The sequence below is a fragment of the Pseudomonas gingeri genome (assembly GCF_013385635.1).
GTDB classification, from domain to species: Bacteria; Pseudomonadota; Gammaproteobacteria; order Pseudomonadales; family Pseudomonadaceae; genus Aquipseudomonas; species Aquipseudomonas gingeri_A.
The window spans coordinates 232093-248602 of the sequence record NZ_JACAPR010000001.1 but is presented as its reverse complement, the minus strand read 5'-3'; the positions used below and the strand labels follow the sequence as shown (position 1 = coordinate 248602).

Annotated in this window: 20 protein-coding genes; 15 read left to right on the top strand and 5 right to left on the bottom strand. The window is 63.5% G+C overall.

The window, feature by feature from the left end; translation table 11 throughout:
- Window positions 1–233 precede the first annotated feature (233 nt).
- The 5 genes from HX851_RS01195 to HX851_RS01175 all read left to right on the top strand — a co-directional run bounded on the left by HX851_RS01195 (window position 234) and on the right by HX851_RS01175 (window position 4114).
- The gene (locus tag HX851_RS01195) at window positions 234–803 is read left to right on the top strand and encodes a YqgE/AlgH family protein (RefSeq protein ID WP_177055988.1); all 570 of its coding nucleotides are present in this window, start codon (window positions 234–236) and stop codon (window positions 801–803) included.
- Window positions 803–1243, top strand: a complete 441-nt coding sequence (ruvX, locus tag HX851_RS01190) for a Holliday junction resolvase RuvX (protein WP_177055986.1) — start codon at window positions 803–805, stop codon at window positions 1241–1243. Before HX851_RS01195 ends, ruvX begins: the two co-directional genes overlap by 1 nt.
- Window positions 1244–1311: 68 nt before the next feature.
- On the top strand, window positions 1312–1818 hold the full coding sequence (gene pyrR / locus HX851_RS01185; protein ID WP_177055984.1) for a bifunctional pyr operon transcriptional regulator/uracil phosphoribosyltransferase PyrR: 507 nt from the start codon (window positions 1312–1314) through the stop codon (window positions 1816–1818).
- 23 nt (window positions 1819–1841) lie between these two features.
- Window positions 1842–2846, top strand: a complete 1005-nt coding sequence (locus HX851_RS01180; RefSeq protein ID WP_177055982.1) for an aspartate carbamoyltransferase catalytic subunit — start codon at window positions 1842–1844, stop codon at window positions 2844–2846.
- Complete coding sequence (locus tag HX851_RS01175) at window positions 2843–4114, top strand: dihydroorotase (RefSeq protein ID WP_177055980.1); 1272 nt, start codon at window positions 2843–2845, stop codon at window positions 4112–4114. Before HX851_RS01180 ends, HX851_RS01175 begins: the two co-directional genes overlap by 4 nt.
- Window positions 4115–4186: 72 nt before the next feature.
- Here HX851_RS01175 and HX851_RS01170 read toward each other — a convergent pair whose 3' ends face one another.
- Window positions 4187–4606, bottom strand: a complete 420-nt coding sequence (locus tag HX851_RS01170; RefSeq protein ID WP_177055978.1) for a TM2 domain-containing protein — start codon at window positions 4604–4606, stop codon at window positions 4187–4189.
- Between the two features lie 251 nt (window positions 4607–4857).
- On the opposite strand from HX851_RS01170, the gene HX851_RS01165 reads away from it, so the two are divergent.
- The gene (locus HX851_RS01165; protein ID WP_177055976.1) at window positions 4858–5514 is read left to right on the top strand and encodes a C40 family peptidase; all 657 of its coding nucleotides are present in this window, start codon (window positions 4858–4860) and stop codon (window positions 5512–5514) included.
- A 186-nt stretch (window positions 5515–5700) separates the two neighbouring features.
- Here the strand turns inward: HX851_RS01165 and HX851_RS01160 are convergent, their stop codons facing one another.
- Window positions 5701–6807, bottom strand: a complete 1107-nt coding sequence (locus HX851_RS01160) for a PilT/PilU family type 4a pilus ATPase (RefSeq protein ID WP_177055973.1) — start codon at window positions 6805–6807, stop codon at window positions 5701–5703.
- 66 nt (window positions 6808–6873) lie between these two features.
- Entirely contained in the window at window positions 6874–7908 is a 1035-nt protein-coding gene (locus tag HX851_RS01155; RefSeq protein WP_017124853.1) for a type IV pilus twitching motility protein PilT, read from the bottom strand.
- A 56-nt stretch (window positions 7909–7964) separates the two neighbouring features.
- On the opposite strand from HX851_RS01155, the gene HX851_RS01150 reads away from it, so the two are divergent.
- From HX851_RS01150 to HX851_RS01110, 9 genes are all read left to right on the top strand, one after another.
- A complete protein-coding gene (locus tag HX851_RS01150) occupies window positions 7965–8651 on the top strand; it encodes a YggS family pyridoxal phosphate-dependent enzyme (RefSeq protein ID WP_177064644.1) in 687 nt (228 codons plus the stop codon).
- A 33-nt stretch (window positions 8652–8684) separates the two neighbouring features.
- The gene (gene proC, locus HX851_RS01145) at window positions 8685–9503 is read left to right on the top strand and encodes a pyrroline-5-carboxylate reductase (protein ID WP_177055969.1); all 819 of its coding nucleotides are present in this window, start codon (window positions 8685–8687) and stop codon (window positions 9501–9503) included.
- A gap of 18 nt (window positions 9504–9521) precedes the next feature.
- On the top strand, window positions 9522–10112 hold the full coding sequence (locus tag HX851_RS01140) for a YggT family protein (protein WP_017124856.1): 591 nt from the start codon (window positions 9522–9524) through the stop codon (window positions 10110–10112).
- A 204-nt stretch (window positions 10113–10316) separates the two neighbouring features.
- Entirely contained in the window at window positions 10317–11456 is a 1140-nt protein-coding gene (gene metX, locus HX851_RS01135) for a homoserine O-succinyltransferase MetX (protein WP_177055967.1), read from the top strand.
- Between the two features lie 7 nt (window positions 11457–11463).
- Complete coding sequence (gene metW, locus HX851_RS01130) at window positions 11464–12084, top strand: methionine biosynthesis protein MetW (protein WP_177055965.1); 621 nt, start codon at window positions 11464–11466, stop codon at window positions 12082–12084.
- A gap of 26 nt (window positions 12085–12110) precedes the next feature.
- Window positions 12111–12545, top strand: coding sequence for a DUF4426 domain-containing protein (locus HX851_RS01125; RefSeq protein ID WP_177055963.1), 435 nt, complete (start codon window positions 12111–12113; stop codon window positions 12543–12545).
- Window positions 12542–13138, top strand: coding sequence for an RdgB/HAM1 family non-canonical purine NTP pyrophosphatase (gene rdgB / locus HX851_RS01120; protein WP_177055961.1), 597 nt, complete (start codon window positions 12542–12544; stop codon window positions 13136–13138). Before HX851_RS01125 ends, rdgB begins: the two co-directional genes overlap by 4 nt.
- Window positions 13135–14337: a radical SAM family heme chaperone HemW gene (hemW, locus tag HX851_RS01115; protein ID WP_256262313.1), complete on the top strand. Its 1203-nt coding sequence runs from the start codon at window positions 13135–13137 to the stop codon at window positions 14335–14337. The genes rdgB and hemW overlap by 4 nt, the downstream gene beginning before the upstream one ends.
- A gap of 9 nt (window positions 14338–14346) precedes the next feature.
- Entirely contained in the window at window positions 14347–14670 is a 324-nt protein-coding gene (locus HX851_RS01110; protein WP_177055958.1) for a DUF3392 domain-containing protein, read from the top strand.
- A gap of 131 nt (window positions 14671–14801) precedes the next feature.
- On the opposite strand, the gene trmB is transcribed toward HX851_RS01110, so the two are convergent.
- The gene (gene trmB, locus HX851_RS01105) at window positions 14802–15527 is read right to left on the bottom strand and encodes a tRNA (guanosine(46)-N7)-methyltransferase TrmB (RefSeq protein WP_177055956.1); all 726 of its coding nucleotides are present in this window, start codon (window positions 15525–15527) and stop codon (window positions 14802–14804) included.
- A 9-nt stretch (window positions 15528–15536) separates the two neighbouring features.
- Window positions 15537–16331: a thiazole synthase gene (locus HX851_RS01100; RefSeq protein WP_017124865.1), complete on the bottom strand. Its 795-nt coding sequence runs from the start codon at window positions 16329–16331 to the stop codon at window positions 15537–15539.
- Between the last annotated feature and the right edge of the window lie 179 nt (window positions 16332–16510).

Below are 16510 nucleotides of genomic sequence, written 5' to 3'. Positions count from 1 at the left end.
TTGCAGGAGAACCTGTGGGAGGGGGCTTGCCCCCGAAGCTCTTGCCGCCCTCAAGGACGCCTTCGGGGGCAAGCCCCCTCCCACCCAGACCCTCCTACACAGCCCCTCCCAAGCAGCCCCTATCCACACAAGTCCTCCCACACAGCCCCGTCCCCACAACGCGTGTCACACATTGAGACGCCTGCATCATCCTCAGCTTGTCAGCTTGCCCGCCCAACGCCACACTAGGGCTCATGAAAAACCTCACCCCGACTTACCTCAAGCATCACTTCCTGATCGCCATGCCGCATATGGCCGACCCGAATTTCGCGCAGACCTTGACCTATATCGTCGAGCACACCGCGAACGGTGCCATGGGACTGGTTATCAACCGCCCGCAATCGCTGAACCTGGCCGATATCCTCGAACAGTTGCGCCCGGACATCGATCCGCCCGGACTCTGCCAGCATGTGCCGATCTACTCCGGCGGCCCGGTGCAGACCGATCGCGGCTTTGTCCTGCATCCGATCGGCAAGACCTACCAGGCCACCGTCGAACTCGAAGGCCTGGCGCTGTCGACGTCCCAGGACGTGCTGTTCGCCATCGCCGACGGCATCGGCCCGGAACGCAGCCTGATCGCCCTCGGCTACGCCGGCTGGGAGGCCGGGCAACTGGAAGCCGAACTGGCCGACAACGCCTGGCTGACCTGCCCGTTCTCGCCGGACATCCTCTTCGAAACCGACAGCGATGCCCGCCTGGCCGCCGCCGCCGCCCAGCTGGGCGTCAACCTCAGCCTGCTCACCAGCCAGGCGGGCCACGCCTGATGGCCACTATCCGCCTGCTGCTGGGCTTCGACTACGGGACCCGGCAGATCGGCGTCGCCGTCGGCCAGATGATCACCGGCCAGGCCCGCGAGCTGTGTACCCTCAAGGCGCAGAACGGCATTCCCGACTGGAATCAGGTCGAAGCCCTGATCAAGGAGTGGAAACCCGACGCCGTGGTGGTCGGCCTGCCCCTGAACATGGACGGCACCCCCAGCGAGATGTGCGCCCGGGCGGAAAAATTCGCCCGCCGGCTCAACGGTCGCTACAACGTGCCGTTCTTCACCCAGGATGAACGCCTGACCACCTTCGAGGCCAAGGGCGAACGCATGGCCAGGGGCGGGCAGAAAGGCACCTATCGCGACAACCCGGTGGACGCCATCGCCGCCAGGCTGCTGCTGCAAAGCTGGATCGAAGAAAACCCTGCACCCCCCGAATCCTGAAGGCGTTTCACGCCCCACCGTTTCAGCCCCCGCCGCGCTTGCCGGGCGGGGCCCTTGAAGGAGCCACCATGAGCCTGCCCAATCCCGCCGAACTGATCGACCAGATGGCCATCCGCCTCAAGGCCCACCTGCAACAGCGTGGCATAGACACCCCGCGCTATATCGGCATCCGCACCGGCGGCGTGTGGGTCGCGCAGGCGTTGCTCAAGGCGCTGGACAGCGATTCGCCGCTGGGCACCCTGGACGTCTCCTTCTACCGCGACGACTTCAGCCAGAACGGCCTGCATCCGCAGGTGCGTCCTTCCGAGCTGCCGTTCGAGATCGAAGGCCAGCACCTGGTGCTGATCGACGACGTATTGATGAGCGGCCGCACCATCCGCGCCGCCCTCAACGAACTGTTCGACTATGGCCGCCCGGCCAGCGTGACCCTGGTCTGCCTGCTGGACCTGGACGCCGCCGAGCTGCCGATCCGGCCGAATGTGGTGGGCGCGACCCTGTCACTGGCGCCCACGGAACGGGTAAAATTGTCCGGCCCCGCACCGCTCCAACTTGAACTTCAAGACCTGGCCCTTTAAGCACTTAAAAAGAGTCCCTTGCGATGACGCCTCCAGACGCCAAGCGCCCCCTGCAGCTCAATGATCAGGGCCAGCTGCGCCACTTCCTGTCGCTTGACGGTTTGCGCCGCGAGCTGCTGACCGAGATCCTCGATACCGCCGATTCCTTCCTCGAGGTCGGCGCCCGGGCGGTGAAGAAAGTCCCGCTGCTGCGCGGCAAGACCGTGTGCAACGTGTTCTTCGAGAACTCCACCCGCACCCGCACCACCTTCGAACTGGCGGCCCAGCGGCTGTCGGCGGACGTGATCACCCTGAACGTGTCGACCTCGTCGGCGAGCAAGGGCGAAACCCTGCTCGACACGCTGCGCAACCTCGAAGCCATGGCCGCCGACATGTTCGTGGTGCGCCACGGCGACTCCGGCGCCGCGCACTTCATCGCCGAGCACGTCTGCCCGCAGGTGGCGATCATCAACGGCGGCGACGGCCGCCATGCCCACCCGACCCAGGGCATGCTCGACATGCTGACCATCCGTCGCCACAAGGGCGGCTTCGAAAACCTCTCCGTGGCGATTGTCGGCGACATCCTGCACTCGCGGGTCGCGCGCTCGAACATGCTCGCGCTGAAGACCCTGGGCTGTCCGGATATCCGCGTGATCGCGCCGAAAACCCTGCTGCCGATCGGTATCGAGCAATACGGTGTGAAGGTCTACACCGACCTGGCCGAAGGCCTGAAGGATGTCGACGTGGTGATCATGCTGCGCCTGCAGCGTGAACGCATGACCGGCGGCCTGCTACCCAGTGAAGGCGAGTTCTACCGCCTGTTCGGCCTGACCACCGCGCGCCTCGCCGGGGCCAAGCCGGATGCCATCGTGATGCACCCTGGCCCGATCAACCGCGGCGTGGAAATCGAGTCGGCGGTGGCCGACGGCCCGCGCTCGGTCATCCTCAATCAAGTCACCTACGGTATCGCCGTGCGCATGGCCGTGCTGTCCATGGCCATGAGCGGGCAAACCGCCCAGCGCCAATTCGAGCAGGAGAACGCCCAGTGAAGCTCAGCATTCTCGGCGCCCGCGTCATCGATCCAAGCAGTGGCCTGGATCAAGTTATCGATCTGCACCTGGAAGCCGGCAAGATCATTGCCATCGGCGCCGCCCCGGCGGGTTTCGCCGCCAGTGAAACCATCGACGCCAACGGCCTGGTCGCCGCCCCCGGGCTGGTGGACCTCAACGTCGCCCTGCGCGAGCCGGGCTACAGCCGCAAAGGTAGCATCGCCAGCGAAACCCGCGCCGCCGCCGCCGGCGGTGTCACCAGCCTGTGCTGTCCGCCACGGACCAGACCGGTGCTGGACACCTCGGCGGTGGCCGAGTTGATCCTCGACCGCGCCCGCGAGGCCGGCAACACCAAGGTGTTCCCGATCGGCGCGCTGAGCAAGGGCCTCGACGGCGAGCAACTGGCCGAACTGGTTGCCCTGCGTGACGCCGGTTGCGTGGCCTTCGGCAACGGCCTGGACAGTTTCCGCAACAGCCGCACCCTGTGCCGCGCGCTGGATTACGCGGCAACCTTCGACCTGACGGTGGTATTCCACTCCCAGGACCATGACCTGGCCGAAGGCGGCCTGGCCCACGAAGGCGCGACCGCCAGCTTCCTCGGCTTGCCGGGCATCCCGGAAACCGCGGAAACCGTGGCCCTGGCCCGCGACCTGCTACTGGTGGAACAGACCGGCGTACGCGCGCACTTCAGCCAGCTGACCAGCGCCCGCGGCGTGGCGCTGATCGCCCAGGCACAGGCACGAGGCCTGCGGGTCACCGCCGATGTGGCGCTGTACCAGTTGATCCTGACCGACGAAGCGCTGATCGATTTCTCCAGCCTCTATCACGTGCAACCGCCGCTGCGCACCCGCGCCGACCGCGACGGCCTGCGTGAAGCGGTGAAATCCGGGGTGGTCCAGGCGATTTCCAGCCATCACCAGCCCCATGAGCGCGACGCCAAGCTGGCACCGTTCGGCGCGACCGAGCCGGGGATCAGCAGCGTCGAGCTGCTGCTGCCGCTGGCGTTGACCCTGGTTGAGGATGGCCTGCTGGACCTGCCGACCCTGCTCGCGCGCCTGAGCGCCGGCCCGGCCGACGCCCTGCGCCTGCCGGCGGGCAAGCTGGCGGTGGGGGCGGCGGCGGACCTGGTGCTGTTCGACCCAAGTACGTCGACCGTGGCCGGCGAGCACTGGCTGTCCCGTGGCGAGAACTGCCCGTTCATCGGCCACGCGTTGCCGGGAACAGTGCGCTACACGCTGATGGACGGACGGATCACCCACCAGGCCTGACACCGCAGCAGCGCTGCGGCACAAAGGTCGATCGTTCCCACGCTCGGCGTGGGAACGATCTGTGCGGCGGTCTCAGCCCCGCCCGCTGTTCTTCAGCGATATCTGGTCATTCAACGTCCAGAAGTCATACAGCACGCCCAACCCCAGCAGCCCACCCGTCACCAGATAAAGCAGCCCGGTCAGCCATTTGCCCTGGTACATCCGGTGCACGCCCAGGAGGCCGAGGAAGGTCAGCAGCAACCAGGCGACGTTGTAGTCGAGTGGCCCCGGGGTAAACCGCAGGTCGGCTTCACGATCCATGCCCGGAATCAGGAACACGTCGATCAGCCAGCCGATCCCGAGGAGCCCCAGGGTACAAAACCAGATCGTGCCGGTGATCGGCTTGCCGTAATAGAAGCGGTGAGAACCGGTAAAACCGAAAATCCACAGCAAATACCCGAGTAAAACATTATGGGTACTAGCCGGTGTGCCATCTTGCCGATAGCTGTTCATGAACGACCTCTCTGAGCCCGATAGATAAATTTTTCGTCATTTCGTGTGACTTTTTTACTGTCTCAAAACATGTAACAAACTCTTGCCGAAAATCGCTGAAAGCCTTGTGGGGCCTGACCTGCACGTGACCCATGAGTCTCTTTTCGCTGTCCCGGAGCGGTTTTGACCCCTGTATAGAATCGACAAACGGCCTCGGAAATGACCAAAAAGCTGTTATAAAGTTGCGCGCTAACCCATATGAGCCTTGCCTAATGCGACCATTTTTCAAGACATGGCTGACCATTTGCCTTCTGATGCCACTGGCCGCCCACGCCACCAATCGTGAGCAACGTCTTCCATCCATCAACGGTCATACCGCAAAGTCACCTGCAACCGTTGCCAAACTGTCCGAGATCACCGTTCCAACCAGCAAGCACCCAGGCAAGCACAACAGCTCGCTCAAAGTGAAGCACAGCGTGGTCACCACGGCTGTCGCCGGTGCACCGAACGCCAAGCAGAGCAGCGCCGTGCTGAGCCGCGCGGTGAACGTGCTGGGCACGCCTTATCGCTGGGGCGGCAGCAGCCCGAGCAAGGGCTTCGACTGCAGTGGCCTGGTCAAGTATGCCTTCAACGGCGTCGCCGCCGGCGATCTGCCGCGTACATCCAACGCCATGGCCGCCGGCCACGGGCAGAAAGTCGACCGCAAGGACCTGAAACCGGGCGATCTGCTGTTCTTCAACATCAAGAGCCGCAAGGTCAACCACGTCGCCATCTACCTGGGCAATGACCGGTTTATCCATGCCCCGCGTCGCGGCAAGGCCGTGACCATCGACACCCTGAAGAAACCCTACTGGGACAGCCACTACGCAATCGCCAAGCGGGTGATTCCGAAAGAACAGAACAGCCACCTGCGGGTTGTTCAGCGCTGATCTGACCGCTGAGGTTGCCGAGCGGGCTTGTTGTGGCGAGCGGACTTGCCCGCGCTCGGCTGCGAAGCAGTCGTAAACCAGCCATCGAGATACGTCGGATACTCCGCGGGCACAGATTTCAGGGTTGCTTCGCAACCCAGCGCGGGCAAGCCCGCTCGCCACAAGTAGAGTCCTTCACCCTCCCGTTTACTCCGGATTCAGGCTCAAGTCAGCCGCCCCTTCCGCGCCAGCCCCCTTCTCCAGCTTGATCATCAACCGCAGGTCATTGGCCGAATCGGCATAGGCCAGGGCATCGCGGTAGCTGATCGCGCCTTCCTGGTACAACACGTACAACGCCTGGTCCAGGGTCTGCATGCCCTGCTCGGTGGAGCGCTTCATCAGCGACTTGAGTTCCTTGATCTCGCCCTTGCGAATCAGGTCGGCCATCAGCGGCGTATTCAGCAGCACTTCCACCACCGCCCGCCTTCCGCTGCCATCCCGGGTCGGGATCAACTGCTGGGCGACGATTGCGCGCAGATTGAGTGACAACTCCATCCAGATCTGCGGATGCCGGTCCACCGGGAAGAAGTTGATGATCCGCTCCAGCGCCTGGTCGGCATTCGGGGCGTGCAGGGTTGCCAGGCACAGATGCCCGGTTTCCGCGAAGGCCAGGGCATGGCCCATGGTTTCGCGGCTGCGCACTTCACCGATCATGATCAGGTCCGGCGCCTGGCGCAGGGTGTTTTTCAGCGCCACTTCGTAGGAATCGGTATCGATGCCCACTTCGCGCTGGGTAATGATGCAGTTCTGGTGCTCATGGATAAACTCGATCGGGTCCTCCACCGTGACGATATGCCCGCTGCCCTGCTGGTTGCGGTGGCCGATCATCGCCGCCAGGGACGTCGACTTGCCGGTACCGGTGGCCCCGACGAACATCACCAGCCCGCGCTTGAGCAGTGCCAGTTGCTCGATGATCTCCGGCAACTTCAGGTCGGCCAGCTGCGGAATCTGTGTCTCGATACGCCGCAGCACCATGCCCGGCTGGTTGCGCTGATAGAAGGCACTGACGCGGAAGCGGCCGATGCCCTTGGGATGAATGGCGAAGTTGCATTCGTGCAGGTGGGTGAAGTCGAGCTTCTGGCGCTCGCTCATCAGTCCGAACACCGCGTCGTGGGTCTGTTCCTGGGTCAGCGGGGTGCGGGTCACCGGCAGGATCTGGCCGTTGACCTTCAGCGACGGCGGCAGACCCGGGGTGATGAACAGGTCGGAACCGCCCTTCTCCACCATCAGGCGCAGCAGTTTCTCGAACTCCATGAGCTTCTCCGCGTCAGTTCAGGCATTACCTGTGTGACAGCGTAGAAGCTCCAGCGTCTTTGGGCCCTAGAAGTTGTCGGGAATCTTCGCCTTCTCGCGGGCGTTATCACGGGTGATCAGGCCCTTGGCCAACAGATCCTTGAGGCACATATCCAGGGTCTGCATACCGAGGGAGCCGCCGGTCTGGATCGACGAATACATCTGCGCCACCTTGTCCTCGCGGATCAGGTTACGGATCGCCGGGGTGCCGAGCATGATCTCATGGGCCGCGACCCGTCCACCGCCGACCTTTTTCAGCAGACTCTGGGAAATCACCGCCTGCAGGGATTCGGAGAGCATCGAGCGGACCATGGATTTCTCCTCCGCCGGGAACACGTCGACCACCCGGTCGATGGTCTTCGCCGCGGAAGTGGTGTGCAGCGTACCGAACACCAGGTGGCCGGTTTCGGCGGCGGTGAGGGCCAGGCGGATGGTTTCCAGGTCGCGCATCTCGCCCACCAGGATGACATCCGGGTCTTCGCGCAGGGCCGAACGCAGGGCGGCGGAGAAACTCTGGGTGTCGCGGTGCACTTCGCGCTGGTTGACCAGGCACTTCTTCGACTCGTGGACGAATTCGATCGGGTCCTCGATGGTCAGGATATGGTGATGCTTGTTGTTGTTCAGGTAGTCGATCATCGCCGCCAGGGTGGTCGACTTGCCCGAGCCAGTGGGCCCGGTCACCAGCACCAGTCCACGGGGCACCTCGGTGATCTTGCGGAACACCTCGCCCATGCCCAGGTCGTTCATGGTCAGGACTTTCGACGGAATGGTCCGGAAGACCGCTCCCGCGCCGCGGTTCTGGTTGAAGGCGTTGACCCGGAAGCGCGCCACGCCCGGCACCTCGAAGGAGAAGTCGGTTTCCAGGAACTCCTCGAAATCCTTGCGCTGGCGGTCATTCATGATGTCGTAGATCAGGTCGTGGACCTGCTTGTGGTCCAGCGCCGGCAGGTTGATCCGGCGCACGTCACCATCGACACGGATCATCGGCGGCAGCCCGGCCGAGAGGTGCAAGTCCGACGCGCCCTGTTTGGCGCTAAAGGCCAGCAGCTCGGTGATATCCATGAGACTCCCCAATACAGGTAGAATGCCGCAGACTTTTGACCTGCTGGCGAAATTGAATGACCACGATAGCAGACAACATTGCCTCCGTTGCAGCCCGTATCAGCGCCGCCGCTCAAGCCTGCGGCCGCGACGCCGCCGACATCCGCCTGCTCGCCGTGAGCAAGACCAAGCCCGCCGAGGCCGTGCGTGAAGCCCATGCCGCCGGCCTGCGGGATTTCGGCGAGAACTACCTGCAGGAAGCCCTCGGCAAACAGGCGCAATTGACCGACCTGCCCTTGTGTTGGCACTTTATCGGCCCCATTCAATCGAACAAGACTCGAGCCATCGCCGAGCATTTCGACTGGGTGCACTCCGTGGACCGCCTGAAAATAGCACAACGCCTGTCCGAACAGCGTCCGGCCGACCTGCCGCCGCTGAACATCTGCATCCAGGTCAATGTCAGCGGCGAAGCCAGCAAATCCGGCTGCACACCGGCCGACCTGCCGGCCCTGGTCGCGGCCATCGGCGCCTTGCCGAACCTGGTCCTGCGCGGCCTGATGGCGATTCCCGAACCCACCGAAGAGCGTGCCGCACAAGACGCCGCGTTCGCCACCGTGCGGACTTTGCAAGACAGCCTGCACCTGCCGCTTGACACACTTTCCATGGGCATGAGCCACGATCTCGAATCGGCCATTGCCCAGGGCGCCACCTGGGTGCGGATCGGTACCGCACTGTTTGGCGCCCGCGACTACGGCCAGGCCTGAAATGGCCATACACACTCGTTCAAAGGATCCGTCATGAGCAATAATCGAATCACTTTCATCGGTGCCGGCAACATGGCGGCCAGCCTGATCGGCGGCCTGCGCGCCGAAGGCCTGGACGCCGCGCTGATTCGCGCCAGCGATCCGGGCGCCGAGACCCGTGCTCGGGTCCAGACCGAACACGGTATCGAAGTGTTCGCCGACAACGCCCAAGCCATCGAAGGGGCCGACGTGGTGGTACTGGCGGTCAAGCCGCAGGCCATGAAAGCCGTGTGCGAGGCCTTGCGCCCGCACCTCAAGCCCCATCAACTGGTAGTGTCCATCGCCGCCGGTATCACCTGCGCGAGCATGAACAACTGGCTCGGCGCCCAGCCGATCGTGCGCTGCATGCCCAACACCCCGGCGCTGCTGCGCCAGGGCGTGAGCGGCCTGTTCGCCACCGGGCAGGTCTCCGCCGAGCAACGCCAGCAGGCGCAGACCCTGCTGTCGGCCGTCGGCACCGCCCTGTGGCTGGACGAAGAACAACAACTGGACGCGGTCACCGCGGTCTCCGGTAGCGGCCCGGCGTATTTCTTCCTGCTGATCGAGGCCATGACCGCCGCCGGCGAGAAACTCGGCCTGTCGCGTGAAGTCGCCATCCAGCTGAGCCAGCAGACCGCCCTCGGTGCGGCCCGCATGGCCGTCACCAGCGACGTCGACGCCGCCGAACTGCGCCGTCGGGTGACCTCGCCGGCCGGCACCACCGAAGCCGCGATCAAGACCTTCCAGGCCGGCGGCTTCGAAGCCCTGGTAGAACAGGCGCTTGGCGCCGCCGCCCGGCGTTCGGCTGAAATGGCCGAGCAACTCGGCCAGTAATCCTCGAGGGAACACTTAATGTTTGCACTCAATAGCGCTGCCATTTTTGTCATCCAGACCCTGGGCAGCCTGTACCTGTTGGTGGTTCTGCTGCGCTTCATCCTGCAACTGGTGCGGGCGAACTTCTACAACCCGCTCTGCCAGTTCACCGTCAAGGCCACCCAGCCGCTGCTCAAGCCGCTGCGCCGGATCATTCCAAGCCTGTTCGGCCTGGACATGTCCTCGCTGGTGCTGGCGATCATCGTGCAGATGCTGCTGATGGCGGTGATCCTGCTGCTGAGCTACGGCGTGACCGGCAATATCGGCTACCTGCTGATCTGGGCGATCATCGGCGTCACCTCGCTGTTCCTCAAGGTGTTCTTCTTCGCCATGATCATCAGCGTGATCCTTTCCTGGGTCGCCCCGGGCAGCCACAGTCCGGCGGCCGAGCTGGTGTTCCAGATCAGCGAGCCGGCCCTGGCGCCGTTCCGCAAGATCGTGCCGAACCTCGGTGGGCTGGATATCTCGCCGATCCTCGCGTTCCTGGTCATCCAGTTGCTGCAGAGCTACGTGATTCCACCGCTGGCGGTGATGAGCGGCATGCCTGAGGTGTTGTTCCGGTTGATCTGATCCCACCCTGCCTCGTGGGAGCCGGCTTGCTGGCGATTGCGGTCTGACAGCCGACATCATTGTCGCCTGACGCGCCGCTATCGCCAGCAAGCCGGCTCCCACGATGTTCATACAGCCGCCAGCAGTACACACTGCGGTCTCCCTGCTTGCCGCTAACCCCCCCGCTCATTAGACTTACGCCTCATTCAAGCGTGAGCAGGGTTGATGTCCACTGTCTTTCCCCACGATTCCGTCGGGCTGGTCGTGCCGCAAACGGCACATTTCAGCGAACCCCTGGCCCTGGCCTGCGGTCGCTCCCTGCCCGCCTACGACCTGATCTACGAAACCTACGGCAGCCTCAACGCCACGGCGAACAACGCCGTGCTGATCTGTCATGCCCTGTCCGGCCATCATCACGCGGCGGGCTATCACAGCGCCGACGAGCGCAAGCCCGGCTGGTGGGACAGTTGCATAGGCCCCGGCAAGCCTATCGACACCAACAAATTCTTCGTCGTCAGCCTGAACAACCTCGGCGGCTGCAACGGCTCCACTGGCCCGAGCAGCATCAACCCCGAGACCGGCAAACCCTTCGGCGCCGACTTCCCGGTGCTGACCGTGGAAGACTGGGTCCACAGCCAGGCCCGTCTCGCCGACCGCCTGGGCATCGGCCAATGGGCCGCGGTGATCGGCGGCAGCCTGGGCGGCATGCAGGCCCTGCAATGGACCATCACCTACCCGGATCGCGTGCGCCATTGCCTGGCTATCGCCTCGGCGCCGAAATTGTCGGCGCAGAACATCGCCTTCAACGAAGTGGCACGCCAGGCGATCCTCACCGATCCGGAGTTCCATGGCGGCTCCTTCCAGGAACGCGGCGTGATCCCCAAGCGCGGCCTGATGCTGGCACGGATGGTCGGGCACATCACCTACCTGTCCGACGACTCCATGGGCGAGAAATTCGGCCGTGGGCTCAAGAGTGAAAAGCTCAATTACGACTTCCACAGCGTGGAGTTCCAGGTCGAAAGCTACCTGCGTTACCAGGGTGAAGAGTTTTCCGGGCGCTTCGACGCCAACACCTACCTGCTGATGACCAAGGCCCTGGATTATTTCGATCCGGCGGCGAACTTCGACGACGACCTGGCGAAGACCTTCGCCAACGCCCGGGCCAAGTTCTGCGTGATGTCCTTCACCACCGACTGGCGCTTCTCCCCGGCCCGTTCGCGGGAACTGGTCGACGCGCTGATGGCGGCCCGCAAGGATGTCTGCTACCTGGAAATCGATGCTCCGCAAGGCCATGACGCCTTCCTGATTCCGATCCCGCGTTATCTGCAGGCATTCGGTAACTACATGAACCGAGTTGAAGTGTGAGAACGCCATGAGAGCCGACCTGGAAATCATCCAAGAGTGGATCCCCGCCGGCAGCCGCGTGCTCGACCTCGGTTGCGGTGATGGCGAACTGCTGACCTGGCTGCGCGACAACAAGCAGGTCACCGGCTACGGCCTGGAAAACGACCCGGACAACATCGCCGAGTGCGTGGCCAAGGGCATCAACGTTATCGAGCAGGACCTGGACAAGGGCCTGGGCAACTTCGCCAGCAACAGCTTCGACGTCGTGGTCATGACCCAGGCCCTGCAGGCCGTGCATTACCCGGACAAGATCCTCGACGAAATGCTCCGGGTCGGACGCCAGTGCATCATCACCTTCCCCAACTTCGGTCACTGGCGCTGCCGTTGGTACCTGGCGAGCAAGGGCCGGATGCCGGTTTCGGAATTCCTGCCGTACACCTGGTACAACACGCCGAACATCCACTTCTGCACCTTCGAAGACTTCGAAGCGCTGTGTCGCGAACGTGAAGCCAAGGTCATTGATCGGCTGGCCGTGGATCAACAGCACCGCCATGGGTGGGCAAGCAAGCTATGGCCTAATCTGTTAGGTGAGATCGGCATCTACCGCGTCAGCAGCCCCGGCCTGCTGGAACACCAGATCGCGGTATGAATCACGTGACTTCAAGGAGCATGATCATGGGTCGTCTGGCAATTTTCCTGCTGACTGCCTGCCTGGGTGTCTCGGCCATGGCCGCCGACATCATCAAGGGCGAGCGTCAGGAAGTGTTCGGTGACACCACCGTGCACTACAACACCTTCAACTCCACCTACCTGCAACCGGATATCGCCAAGGCTGCCGAGCTGATCCGCAGCAAGAATCAGGGCGTGATCAATATTTCCGTGCTCAAGGGCGACAAACCGCTGGTTGCCCAGGTCAGCGGCACCATCAAGGACCTGACCAGCAACAGCCTGCCGCTGACTTTCAAGCAGATCACCGAGCAGGGCGCGGTCTACTATATCGCCCAGTATCCGGTTCCCCAGCAGGAAATCCGGACTTTCGAGATCGCGGTCACCGCTGGCGGCCAGACCCATAAATTCAGCTTCAACCAAGAGCTTTTCCCAAGCGAATGATGAACTTCACCCAACTGGTACTGGCCAGCCATAACGCTGGCAAACTCAAAGAACTCCAGGCCATGCTCGGCGACTCGGTGCAACTGCGCTCGATCGGCGAGTTCAGCAGCGTCGAGCCGGAAGAGACCGGCCTGTCGTTCGTCGAGAACGCCATCCTCAAGGCCCGCAATGCCGCACGCATTTCCGGCTTGCCGGCGCTGGCCGACGACTCCGGCCTGGCCGTGGACTTCCTTGGCGGTGCGCCAGGCATCTACTCGGCCCGCTACGCCGACGGCCAGGGCGATGCGGCGAACAACGCCAAGCTGCTGGACGCCCTCAAGGATGTCCCGCAGGCCGAGCGCGGCGCCCAGTTCGTCTGCGTCCTGGCCCTGGTGCGGCATGCCGACGACCCGTTGCCGATCCTCTGTGAAGGCCTGTGGCACGGCCGTATCCTGACCGCCGCCAGCGGCGACCACGGCTTCGGCTACGACCCGCTGTTCTGGGTACCGGAACGCGACTGCTCCAGTGCCGAACTGAACCCCGTGGAAAAGAACCAGCTCAGCCATCGCGCCCGCGCCATGGTCCTGCTGCGGCAACGCCTGGGCCTGAAATGACCCGGACTTCTTCCGCGCAGCCGCTGATCCATGGCGGTGCGCAACCTCCTCGGGCGGCCTTGCCACAATTGCCGCCCCTGGCGCTGTACGTCCATATCCCCTGGTGCGTGCGCAAATGCCCATATTGCGACTTCAACTCCCACGCCGCCAGCCCGGTGCTGCCGGAGCAGGAGTATGTCGACGCGCTGCTGGCCGACCTCGACCAGGACCTGCACGCCGTTTATGGCCGTGAACTGAGTTCGATTTTCTTCGGCGGCGGTACGCCGAGCCTGTTCAGCGCCGAGGCGCTGGGCCGCCTGCTCAAGGGTGTCGAGGCGCGCATCCCGTTCGCCAGCGATATCGAAATCACCCTGGAAGCCAATCCCGGGACCTTCGAACAGGAAAAATTCGTCGCCTACCGGCAGTTGGGGATCAACCGGCTGTCGATCGGCATCCAGAGTTTCCAGGAAGAAAAACTCAAGGCCCTGGGTCGCATCCACACCGGCGGCGAAGCCGTGCGGGCAGCGGACATGGCGCGCCAGGCCGGCTTCGACAACTTCAACCTGGACCTGATGCATGGTTTGCCCGACCAATCCCTGGAAGACGCCCTCGGCGACCTGCGCCAGGCCATCGCGCTGAAGCCGACGCATCTGTCCTGGTACCAGTTGACCCTGGAACCCAACACCGTGTTCTGGAACCAACCGCCGACGCTGCCCGAAGACGACACCCTGTGGGATATCCAGGAAGCCGGACAGGCCCTGCTGGCCGACCACGGCTACGTCCAGTACGAAGTCTCGGCCTATGCCCAGCCCGGGCGTCCGGCGCGGCACAACCTCAATTACTGGAGCTTCGGTGACTTTATCGGCATAGGTGCCGGGGCCCACGGCAAGCTCAGCCACCCGGACGGACGCATCATCCGCACCTGGAAAACCCGCCTGCCCAAGGACTACCTGAACCCGGCCAAAAGCTTCAAGGCCGGGGAGAAAACCCTGGGCAACGACGAGCTGCCGTTCGAGTTCCTGATGAATGCCCTGCGGCTGACCGAGGGTGTCGATGCGGCCTTGTTTGCGCAACGCACCGGGCTGGGTCTCGACAGCTTGAACGAAGGGCGGGCCGAGGCAGAACAAAGCGGCCTGTTGCAGGTCGAACCCACACGCCTGGCGGCGACCGCCCGCGGCCAGCTGTTTCTCAATGACCTGCTGCAATACTTCTTGACCTAAGGAAACCCCATGGACCTGGTACTCGACCTGCTCGCCACGGTGTCACGCTGGAGCCGCAGCAACCTATCGGAAATCTCCCTGGCGCTGGTGGGCTGCCTGCTGGTGCTGTTTGGCGCGGATATCAAGGGTTGGATCGATCAGCGCCTGGGCAGCATCGCCGGCGCCCTGCGCGTGCCGCTGCTGGCCCTGCTGTGCATGATCGGCAGCGGCCTGGCATTGATCTATGCCACGCCCTGGGTGGTGCGGGGCCTGAGCCAGTTCAACAACTACAGCCTGGCGCCGGTGCTTTTGGTGGTTCTGGTGCTGATCGGGGTGGTGGCGGATCGGCGCTGACTCAGAAGGTTAACGCGCTCAGTGTAGGAGCCGGCTTGCCGGCGATGAGGCCCGCAAGCCTTGCATCAACCTGACGGACGCCATCGCCGGCAAGCCGGCTCCTACAGGGGTTGCGGTGTGAGCCATAGGCGTCAGGCCAGCTTCTCGAACTTCAGGTCCCAGACCCCGTGCCCCAGTCGCTCGCCGCGGCGTTCGAACTTGGTGATCGGGCGTTCCGCCGGGCGCGGTACGCATTGGCCGTCTTCGGCCAGATTGCGATAACCCGGCGCGACGTTCATCACTTCCAGCATGTATTCGGCATAGGGCTCCCAGTCGGTGGCCATGTGCAGGATCCCGCCAACCTTCAGCTTGCTGCGCACCAGTTCGGCGAAGGAAGCCTGGACGATACGGCGCTTGTGATGGCGGCTCTTGTGCCAGGGATCCGGGAAAAACAGCATCAGCCGGTCCAGGCTGTTGTCCGCCACGCAGCGGTTGAGCACTTCGATGGCGTCGCAGTCGTAGACCCGCAGGTTTTTCAGGCCCTGGGTCAGCACGCCGTTAAGCAGCGCGCCAACACCCGGACGATGCACTTCAACGCCGATAAAGTCCTGCTCCGGCGCAGCAGCCGCCATTTCCAGCAGGGAATGGCCCATGCCGAAGCCGATTTCCAGGGAGCGCGGCGCGGAACGGCCGAACACCTGGTCGAAATCCACCGGCGCATCGGCCAGCGGCAGGACGAACAGCGGCGTACCCTGCTCCAGGCCCTTCTGCTGGCCTTCGGTCATGCGCCCGGCGCGCATCACGAAACTCTTGATGCGGCGGTGTTGGCGCTCTTCGCCGTCTTCCGTGGAAATGGGCGTGTCGTTCGATTCAGTCATCAAAGGCTCTTACTTGATCAGACCATCCAGCGGCGAGGAAGCGCTGGCATAGAGTTTTTTCGGCATACGGCCGGCGAGGTAGGCCAGGCGGCCGGCAACGATGGCGTGCTTCATCGCTTCGGCCATCAGGATCGGTTGCTGGGCATGGGCGATGGCCGAGTTCATCAGCACCGCTTCGCAACCCAGTTCCATGGCGATGGTGGCGTCGGAGGCGGTACCGACACCGGCGTCCACCAGCACCGGGATCTTCGCTTCTTCCAGGATGATCTGCAGGTTGTACGGGTTGCAGATCCCCAGGCCGGTGCCGATCAGGCCGGCCAGCGGCATGACCGCGATACAGCCGATTTCCGCCAGCTGGCGGGCGATGATCGGATCATCGCTGGTGTAGACCATCACGTCGAAACCTTCCTTGACCAGCACTTCAGCGGCCTTGAGGGTTTCGATCACGTTGGGGAACAGGGTCTTCTGGTCGGCCAGGACTTCCAGCTTCACCAGGTTGTGGCCGTCCAGCAACTCACGGGCCAGGCGGCAGGTGCGCACGGCCTCGATGGCGTCGTAGCAGCCGGCGGTGTTCGGCAGGATGGTGTAGCGATCCGGCGGCAGGATATCCAGCAGGTTCGGCTCACCCGGGTTCTGGCCCAGGTTGGTGCGGCGCACGGCCACGGTGACGATCTCGGCACCCGAGGCCTCGATGGCCAGGCGGGTTTCTTCCATATCGCGGTATTTACCGGTACCGACCAGCAGGCGGGACTGGAAGGTACGGCCGGCCAGCACGAAGGGCTTGTCGCTGCGAACAGTGCTCATTCGGAAATCCTCTTGAAAGGTTTGAGGGCTTGCAGAGTGGATCAAAAAAACCGCGTGAAAACGTAGCGAGCGAAGGGAAGACAAGGCAAAAACAGGCGAGGACGCGGAGTTTACTGGCTGTAAATGAGCAGTCCGAGCCTGTTTTTAACGCAGTATTACCGAGCACAGTAGTTTTCACG

What these genes read in the sequence shown, in the direction of transcription:
- HX851_RS01180 (WP_177055982.1), top strand. Translation starts at nt 1,842, where the DNA reads ATGACGCCTCCAGACGCCAAGCGCCCCCTGCAGCTCAATGATCAGGGC.
- pyrR (WP_177055984.1), top strand. Translation starts at nt 1,312, where the DNA reads ATGAGCCTGCCCAATCCCGCCGAACTGATCGACCAGATGGCCATCCGC.
- trmB (WP_177055956.1), bottom strand. Translation starts at nt 15,527, where the DNA reads ATGACTGAATCGAACGACACGCCCATTTCCACGGAAGACGGCGAAGAG.
- HX851_RS01140 (WP_017124856.1), top strand. Translation starts at nt 9,522, where the DNA reads ATGTTTGCACTCAATAGCGCTGCCATTTTTGTCATCCAGACCCTGGGC.
- HX851_RS01155 (WP_017124853.1), bottom strand. Translation starts at nt 7,908, where the DNA reads ATGGATATCACCGAGCTGCTGGCCTTTAGCGCCAAACAGGGCGCGTCG.
- HX851_RS01170 (WP_177055978.1), bottom strand. Translation starts at nt 4,606, where the DNA reads ATGAACAGCTATCGGCAAGATGGCACACCGGCTAGTACCCATAATGTT.
- proC (WP_177055969.1), top strand. Translation starts at nt 8,685, where the DNA reads ATGAGCAATAATCGAATCACTTTCATCGGTGCCGGCAACATGGCGGCC.
- HX851_RS01165 (WP_177055976.1), top strand. Translation starts at nt 4,858, where the DNA reads ATGCGACCATTTTTCAAGACATGGCTGACCATTTGCCTTCTGATGCCA.
- metX (WP_177055967.1), top strand. Translation starts at nt 10,317, where the DNA reads ATGTCCACTGTCTTTCCCCACGATTCCGTCGGGCTGGTCGTGCCGCAA.
- HX851_RS01195 (WP_177055988.1), top strand. Translation starts at nt 234, where the DNA reads ATGAAAAACCTCACCCCGACTTACCTCAAGCATCACTTCCTGATCGCC.
- HX851_RS01150 (WP_177064644.1), top strand. Translation starts at nt 7,965, where the DNA reads ATGACCACGATAGCAGACAACATTGCCTCCGTTGCAGCCCGTATCAGC.
- metW (WP_177055965.1), top strand. Translation starts at nt 11,464, where the DNA reads ATGAGAGCCGACCTGGAAATCATCCAAGAGTGGATCCCCGCCGGCAGC.
- rdgB (WP_177055961.1), top strand. Translation starts at nt 12,542, where the DNA reads ATGATGAACTTCACCCAACTGGTACTGGCCAGCCATAACGCTGGCAAA.
- HX851_RS01125 (WP_177055963.1), top strand. Translation starts at nt 12,111, where the DNA reads ATGGGTCGTCTGGCAATTTTCCTGCTGACTGCCTGCCTGGGTGTCTCG.
- hemW (WP_256262313.1), top strand. Translation starts at nt 13,135, where the DNA reads ATGACCCGGACTTCTTCCGCGCAGCCGCTGATCCATGGCGGTGCGCAA.
- HX851_RS01100 (WP_017124865.1), bottom strand. Translation starts at nt 16,331, where the DNA reads ATGAGCACTGTTCGCAGCGACAAGCCCTTCGTGCTGGCCGGCCGTACC.
- HX851_RS01110 (WP_177055958.1), top strand. Translation starts at nt 14,347, where the DNA reads ATGGACCTGGTACTCGACCTGCTCGCCACGGTGTCACGCTGGAGCCGC.
- ruvX (WP_177055986.1), top strand. Translation starts at nt 803, where the DNA reads ATGGCCACTATCCGCCTGCTGCTGGGCTTCGACTACGGGACCCGGCAG.
- HX851_RS01160 (WP_177055973.1), bottom strand. Translation starts at nt 6,807, where the DNA reads ATGGAGTTCGAGAAACTGCTGCGCCTGATGGTGGAGAAGGGCGGTTCC.